Source organism: Oscillibacter sp. CAG:155, assembly GCA_000436875.1.
Taxonomy (GTDB): domain Bacteria; phylum Bacillota; class Clostridia; order Oscillospirales; family Oscillospiraceae; genus Oscillibacter.
On the sequence record FR890886.1, the window covers coordinates 1 to 7100 of the forward strand.

4 protein-coding genes are annotated in these 7100 nt (G+C 61.5%); 1 reads left to right on the top strand and 3 read right to left on the bottom strand.

Annotation, left to right across the window (positions count from 1 at the left end):
• A partial coding sequence (locus QZL67_RS04110; RefSeq protein WP_292919836.1) for a helix-turn-helix domain-containing protein occupies positions 1-586 on the bottom strand: 586 nt, incomplete at its 3' end.
• Positions 587-817: 231 nt separating this feature from the next.
• On the opposite strand from QZL67_RS04110, the gene QZL67_RS04115 reads away from it, so the two are divergent.
• Positions 818-2707, top strand: a complete 1890-nt coding sequence (locus tag QZL67_RS04115; RefSeq protein WP_022289497.1) for an LTA synthase family protein — start codon at positions 818-820, stop codon at positions 2705-2707.
• A gap of 78 nt (positions 2708-2785) precedes the next feature.
• Here QZL67_RS04115 and QZL67_RS04120 read toward each other — a convergent pair whose 3' ends face one another.
• Positions 2786-5353 carry an HD domain-containing phosphohydrolase gene (locus QZL67_RS04120; RefSeq protein WP_022289498.1) on the bottom strand — a complete coding sequence of 856 codons (2568 nt, stop codon included), beginning with the start codon at positions 5351-5353 and terminating at the stop codon, positions 2786-2788.
• A complete protein-coding gene (locus tag QZL67_RS04125; RefSeq protein WP_022289499.1) occupies positions 5350-6954 on the bottom strand; it encodes a GH3 auxin-responsive promoter family protein in 1605 nt (534 codons plus the stop codon). Before QZL67_RS04125 ends, QZL67_RS04120 begins: the two co-directional genes overlap by 4 nt.
• Positions 6955-7100 lie beyond the last annotated feature (146 nt).

Below are 7100 nucleotides of genomic sequence, written 5' to 3' on the forward strand. Positions count from 1 at the left end.
CCCGCCAGCGGTCCGGGAATACCCGGTCCCGGTCATAGACGCACAGGGCCCAGTGCCCCTGATCGTCGGTGCAAAGCGCCGCCAGATAGTCCCCCCGCCGCTCCGTCTCCACGATCCGCAGCGCATCGTAGTCAAATTTCCACCGGTCTCCCTCGTTCTGCCCCAGGTAGGCCGCCGCCTGGGCCGTCAGTCCCGCCGTGTCCGCCTCTGATACCGAGGCATAATAATGGGCACCGCGGTAAAGTCCCGCAGCCAGCACCGCCAGAAGCCCCACCGCCGCCAAAGCGGCCAGCACCCCCATCCGGGCCCGCCGTATGCCTGCACGCATACTCTCCACGATCTGCCCGCCCGCCGCTTTGGGCAGTTCCTCTGCCGTCAGCCGCTGCCCGCTCAAAAGCTCACTGACGGAAAGCTCCAGCGCCTCCGCCAGCGGTTCCAGCATATCGATGCCCGGCATGCCCCGGCCCGTCTCCCACTTGCTGACGGCCTTGTCCGTCACGTGGAGCCGTGACGCCAGCTCCCCCTGGCTCAGGCCCCGGGCCTTACGGCATTGGGCAATCAGTTCCCCTGTCTTTTTGGTATCCATGGTATGCTCCTTGCTTGTTGGTTTTGCAGCTTGATTGTACCACACCTCTCCTGCTGCCGCACCCTACGGACCGTAGAATTGCCGCACTCCCAGCCGTTTCTTGATACAAATGGTATTTTTCCGTCAGAAAATACCATCTGTATCTCTTTTTTTGCCCGCTTCTTGCTTTTTCGGGGCAATCTCACTATAATGGGGGATATTCTTTGAATTTCAGGAAAGGACTTTGTAACGTTGAAGATTCGGGACCGTTTTTCCAAAATCCAGCTGCCCTGGTGGGGCTCGCTGGTGGCGGCGGTGCTGCTGGCCGGGTGCATCACACTGCTGGCCCTGTGGTGCCAGCCCAACGCCCTGCGGACCGTGCTGGCCCACTTCAAGGCCCAGCCTCTGCTGATCGTCCTCAACGCCATGCCCATCGGGCTGCTGGCGCTGGCCTTCACCTGCCTGCTGCGGAATGTGTTTTTCTCCGCCGCGCTGGTGAATCTGGCCGTATGTGTGCTCTCCATCGCCAACCGCATCAAGCTGGAGGTGCGGGATGAGCCGGTCTTTCCCCGGGACTTCGCCCTTTTGAAGGAAGTGGGCAGCGCTATGGGCACCTACGACATCCACTTCCCCTGGGGCGTCATTGCCGTGGTGGTGGCTGCCTCGGTGGTTCTGGCGGTGCTGGGTTTTTTCTGCAAGGGGCAGCCCTTCCCCATCGCCCGGCTCCGGGGATGGCTTGGCCGGGTGCTGGGCTGTGCGGCCAGTTTCGCCGTTTTGACGGGGCTGATCCTCACCGTCTACGCCTCCAACGACCTCTACAACTCCTTCTCCGTGTCCAACGCCTACTACATTCCCTCGGTGTTCAATGAGCTGGGCTTCCCCTACTGCTTCTGCCACCAGTTCACCACCTATCCCATTGATAAGCCGGAGGGCTTTGACAAGGCGGAGGCGGAGAGCTGGGAGACCGGTGACGAGACGGGTCTCGGAAAGGATGTCCACCTCATCATGGTGATGGACGAGGCCTTCTCCGACCTGACGGACGACGACGCCTTTGCCTACACAGCGGAAAACGACCCCCTCCCCAACCTCCACGCCCTGCAGAATGATCCCCACGCCATCTCCGGCCATGTGGTGGTGCCCGGCTTTGCCGGCGGCACCGCCAATACGGAGTTCGACGTGCTCACCGGCATGCAGACCAACGCCCTCTCCGCTGCCACCACATCCGCCTTCCGGGTGGTGAACCGGAACCTGGACAGCGTGCTGAGGGTCTTTGGTTCCGACGGCTACCACACCTCTTTCTTCCACCCGGGCGACGACTGGTTCTACAACCGGGAAAACGTGTACCGCTGGATGGGTGCGGAGGAGACAGTCTTTGTGGACCAGATGGAGGACCTGGACTACAAGGGCCGCTGGGTCACCGACGACTATATGGCCGGATTCATCGAGGATAAATTTGAAGAGGCGGTGGAAAACGGGGAGCTTCTTTGCAACTACACCACCACCATCCAAAACCACATGTCCTACACCGCCGACAAGTACGGCGCGGACTACGAGTATCCCGACGTTCCGCTGACTGTCTCCGTGTCGCCGGAGGTGGAGACGATGCTGAAGGTCTATGTGGAGGGTGCCCGGGATGCGGACGCCATGCTGGGCCGCCTGGTGGACTATTTCTCTGCCACGGACGAGCCGGTGGTGCTGGCTTTCTGGGGAGACCATCTGCCCTATCTGGGAGACAACCAGCTGGGTTATGCGGCGCTGAGTTCTGAGGTCTCTCTCCCCGAGGAGGAGCGGAGTGACCCCCTGTGCTCCTACGAAACGCCCTATGTGATCTGGGCCAATGACGCCGCGGCAGAAGTCCTGGACTGGGACACTGCGGCAGATGCCCTGGACCTGCCGGAAAACCACGAGCTCTCCGCCAGTTTCCTGGGGGCGGCACTGGTGGAGCTGACGGGCCGCACCGGAGAGAGCCCCTGGTTCGACTTCCTCAACCAGCTGCGGCGGGAACTGCCGGTGGTGCAGAAAAAGACCTATCTCACCATAGACGACACCTACACCAAGCTGATCTCCAGCGAGCAGGAACAGCTGATCGCCCAGTGGCGCAAATGGAGCTACTACAAACTGCGCTACAAGGACATCGGCTGAAAGACGCCAAAAAGAGGACCGCGTATTGCGGTCCTCTCTTTTTATTTTCTCTGTCCGCCAGCAGCCCAGGGGAAATTTTTACCGGGTTTCGTCGCTGCCGCAGCGGGCCGCCGCCTGGGGAGAAAGGGGGATGCTGCGGCTGCGCAGCAGCCGGGCAAACGTCCGGGCCAGCTGCGGGTCCAGCTGGGTCCCGGCGCCATTTTCGATCTCCTGCACTGCGTACTCCAGCGGCAATCCTTTCCGATAGGGCCGGTCGGTGGTCATGGCGTCAAAGACGTCCGCAATGGCCAAGCACCGGGCAGAAACCGGGATCTCCTCCCCGGCGATTCCCCGGGGGTAGCCCTTGCCGTCCCATCGCTCGTGATGGCCCAGCACCGCCGGGACCAGGTAATCCATCTCCGGCAGATGACGGATCATCTCGATGGAGCTGTTGACATGCTCCTTCATGATCTGATATTCCTCGTCGCTGAGCTTTCCGGTCTTTTTCAAAATCGTCTCCGGCACGGAGATCTTCCCAATGTCGTGAAGCAGTCCGGCGGCGTAGATGGTGCGCACCTGGTCGTCGTTGAGTCCCGCCGCCACCGCAAGATTGGCGGCATAGCGGGCCACGTTCTTGCTGTGGGCATAGGTATAGTGATCCTTGGCGTCGATGGCCGCCGTCAGGGCGGAGATCATGGACAGCGCCGTCCGGTACTCGCCGTCTCCCCGCTCGATCCGGTCCACAATGGCGTCCGTCCGCTCCGCCAGGTGCTGGGGCACGAGATCGGACGCTCCCCGGAAGACCACGATCTGGTCCTTGCCGCCCTGCTTTGCGTTGTAGGCGGCCAGGTCCGCGTTGTCCATCAGTTCCTTAGCGCTGGAGGCCGCATAGGGCGCCGAGCAGATGCCCACACTCACAGAGAGGGGCTTGAACCGGCGGCGGTCCTGTGCCAGATTGATCTCAGCTACCCGGTCCTCGATCTCCTTGGCCAGGGTACGCCCCCGTTGGGTATCCTGCAGCGGCAGCAGCACGGCAAACACCTTGCCGCTGGTGCGGAATACGGTGCCGCTCTCTCCCACCGCCCGGCTGATGACCTCACCGATGCGGCACAGCGCCGCGTCGCCCTCACCCACGCCGTAGAGCTGGTTATAGAGCTTGAAGTCATCCACATCGATGTACAAAAGCGTCAGGCACTCCCGGCCATACAGGCGGAACTGCTCATCCAGCTTTTCCACAAAGAAGCGGTAGTTGTACACGCCTGTCAGGGAGTCGATCCGCGCCTCCCGGAACATCTGCTCATACAGCGCCGCGTTCTTCATGGCGATGGAGGCAATGGAGCACACCGTCTCCAAAAAGCCGATCTCCGCGGCATTGAAGTCCCGTCCCCGCTCCTTGGCGGAGAGCAACACCAGTCCCACAATCTCGCGGCCGTCCCGCATGGCCGCCACGCAGTCGATGTTCAGCCGGCGGAAAAGCTCCTTTTCCGTCTCCCACAAGGAGAGATACCGGGGGCTGTTGCGGAACTCCCGCAAAATGAGATAGCTCTCCTGCTCCTTGAGATAGGCGATCTGGGGACTGTCCTTGGAAAAAGAGAAGGACAGCGTAGCCAGGGGGCTGGAACAGTATCTGGCCTGATAGACATCCCCCTCCAGCAGGCACACATAGATCTGCTCGGTGGGGATCTCACTGGAGATGACCTTGCTGAGCTTATCCATGATGTCCGTCGTGCTCAGGGACTGGGAAATCTCCCCCGTAAAACGCTTGATCAGCTTGTTCTGCTGTTCTTCCCGGGTAAAGACCGCGTCCAGCAGCCGGCGGATTAGGATGTAGGCCAGCACCAGCACCGCTGCAAAGGACACGGCCACTGCCATGATGGCCCAGTCCTGCCGCAATCCCAGTCGCTCCTCCACAAAGGCCCGCATGGGCTCGATGAGGTTGGCGGCAAAGGTGAGGCAGATCCCTGCCATCGCCACGCTCAGAAGGCTCCGGGAGGCCACCAGGGTCATCCGGAACATCCGTCGCTTGTACAGCGCCGCCATCAGCAGCAGTGCGAACACCAGGCCGGAGACCATGTCAAAGGGGAACACATTTCCGGGGATCCCCACCTGCAGCAGGTTTCCCGCCAGCATCACAAGGCCGCCGGTGACGATCACCTGGATACCCGGAGAATGGGTCCCCTGCTCCCGCATCACCTGCCACAGCAGCACCGCCGTCCCGGCGATGATGGCAACGAACATGATGCAGGGGATCACGATGTGCCAGTTGAGAGTGTAGGTAAAAACCGTGTCCCCGTTTTCCAGCACCACCGGCGTGGGCGGTGCCAGGAAGAACCCGCTGAGGGTCCCGGGGATGATGGCCAGGTTCCACAGCACGAACGCCGTGACCAGGAACCGGCCCTTCCGATGGGCAAAGGTGTGAACAAAAATATAAAACAGCAGCTCCATGATAAAGAGCGCCAGCAGTGAGACCTTGTACCAGAAGGAGAGGCCTGGCCAGATCTGCAGCCGCATGAGCACTGAGCCGCCCGCCCACAAAATGGCGTCCAGCAGCACGGCCAGAAATGCCCAAATCTCCGGTGTTTTCTTCACCGCCAGGATGGTGACGAACATCAGTGCAAAGCAGCTGAGGACCGCCACGTTGATATAGAGAAAGGGAATATTGCTCACGCCCGCACCCCGCCTTCTCCTTCGGCTTCCTGTGCCAGCAGGCCGATAATGTCCAGCATGCCCGGGTTGATCCGGGGCAGCCGGGTCCCCATCCGCTTTTCATAGGCGGCGATGGTCCCGTATTTCAAAATGGTGATCTCCAGAGGCTCCATGTTCAAGAGCTTCTTCAAATCCCCATAGTCGCTGTCAAAATACTTGAAGTACAGGCTCAGATGCTCCGTCAGCACGGACTTTGCCGCCACTTCGCTGCCCTGGGCATCCGGCGGGATCTCCAGATACATGTGGAGGAAGGGGTCCTCCTTCTGGTTGAACTCCTTTTTGAGCACCCAGTCCCCCAGCTCCAGCCGGCTCAGGCGGATGACCTCCTGCATGGAGGAGACGGTGATCCGGGTAAAGCCGGCAATGTCGATCACATTGGGCACCCGGTCCACGAAGGTCAGCCGGGGCAGCTGTCCGGCACCGGCGGAAACGCAGTGATACATGTCTCCGATGCGGTAGCGCATGAAGGCGCCGCCATGGAGCACGGAGATCACCAGCTCATAGGTCTCTCCCGCCTGGATCTCGTCCATCAAGCAGGTACGGGGCTGATAATCCGGCTCCTCCAGATTCCGGCGCATCTCCTGCTCCGGAATGAACTCGTAAAAGCAGGCATCCGGGAAAAACACCATGCCCCGGTGCTCCCAGTTCTCCGCGCCGATGCAGGTGGACTCCGTACCGGCGGCCAGCTCCACCGGCGCGATGCCCCAGGCCCGGGTCAGCCGGTCCCGGTAGCACTTGGCGTCGGTCCCGGCGAAGAAGAACGCCTTGAGCCGGAACACGTCCCCCGGTACGATGGGCCGGCCATCCCGCCGGCTGACATACTTGGCCCGGAGATAGCGCACCGCGTTGCCCGGAGACACCCGCAGTCCGTGGTGTCCACCGCTGCCGCCGCTGCTCCTGCCGAAGTTCTCCGTGATGTAGTTTGCCACGGAGCCGATGCCGAAAAAGAAATCCACCCCGCCGGCCATGGCCATGGCAAAGCCCTTTTTGATCCGCTGGCTGAAACTCAGATCGGAGTTGGTGTTGGAGTCCGGCAGCCAAGTAAAGGAGATGTCCTCGTCAAAGAGGGAGGGCATCAGTCCTGTGGCATAGGGCAGCGGTGCGCCGCCGTAGAGAATCCGGTCTCCCCGCTTGAGATCGAAATCGCCCTTTTTCCGGGCGCTGGCCATCATCATGGTGGAGAGGAGGTTGTGCCGATAGGTATCCAGCATGCTGCGGGTATACGGCGCCAACTTGATGGGCCGCAGTCCGCCCTCCCAGGTGGTCTGAATCCAGACGGCGGGCTCCCCGCAGAGCATCTCCGTCCGCTTGGCCAGCAGTACGTCCGCATAGTCGGCATAGGTGGTCAGCGGCAGCATCTGCCGCAGCTCGTCCAGATTCCGGGGATGGCTGCCCCGCAGGAGCTGACGGCCCAGTCCGCTGGCGCACCAAAGCGCCAGCTGCTCTTCCATCAGCCGGCGCTGGGTGTACATATATTCCGCAAGGCTCATGTCCAAAAAGCCGCAGTACTCCTGCCACAGCTGCTCACGGCTGCAGCGCTTGAGCTTATCCTCAAACCGCACGGTCCCTCACCTCTCTACCTCTCTTTTCCAGCGCGTCCCCAGGCGCGGACGCTCTGCCGGTTGGGCAGCAGAAACGGGGTGGTACGCCGGTAATCGTCATACCCCTTCAGTTTCGCCGGAAACACACACCGATCCTCAAAGATCAC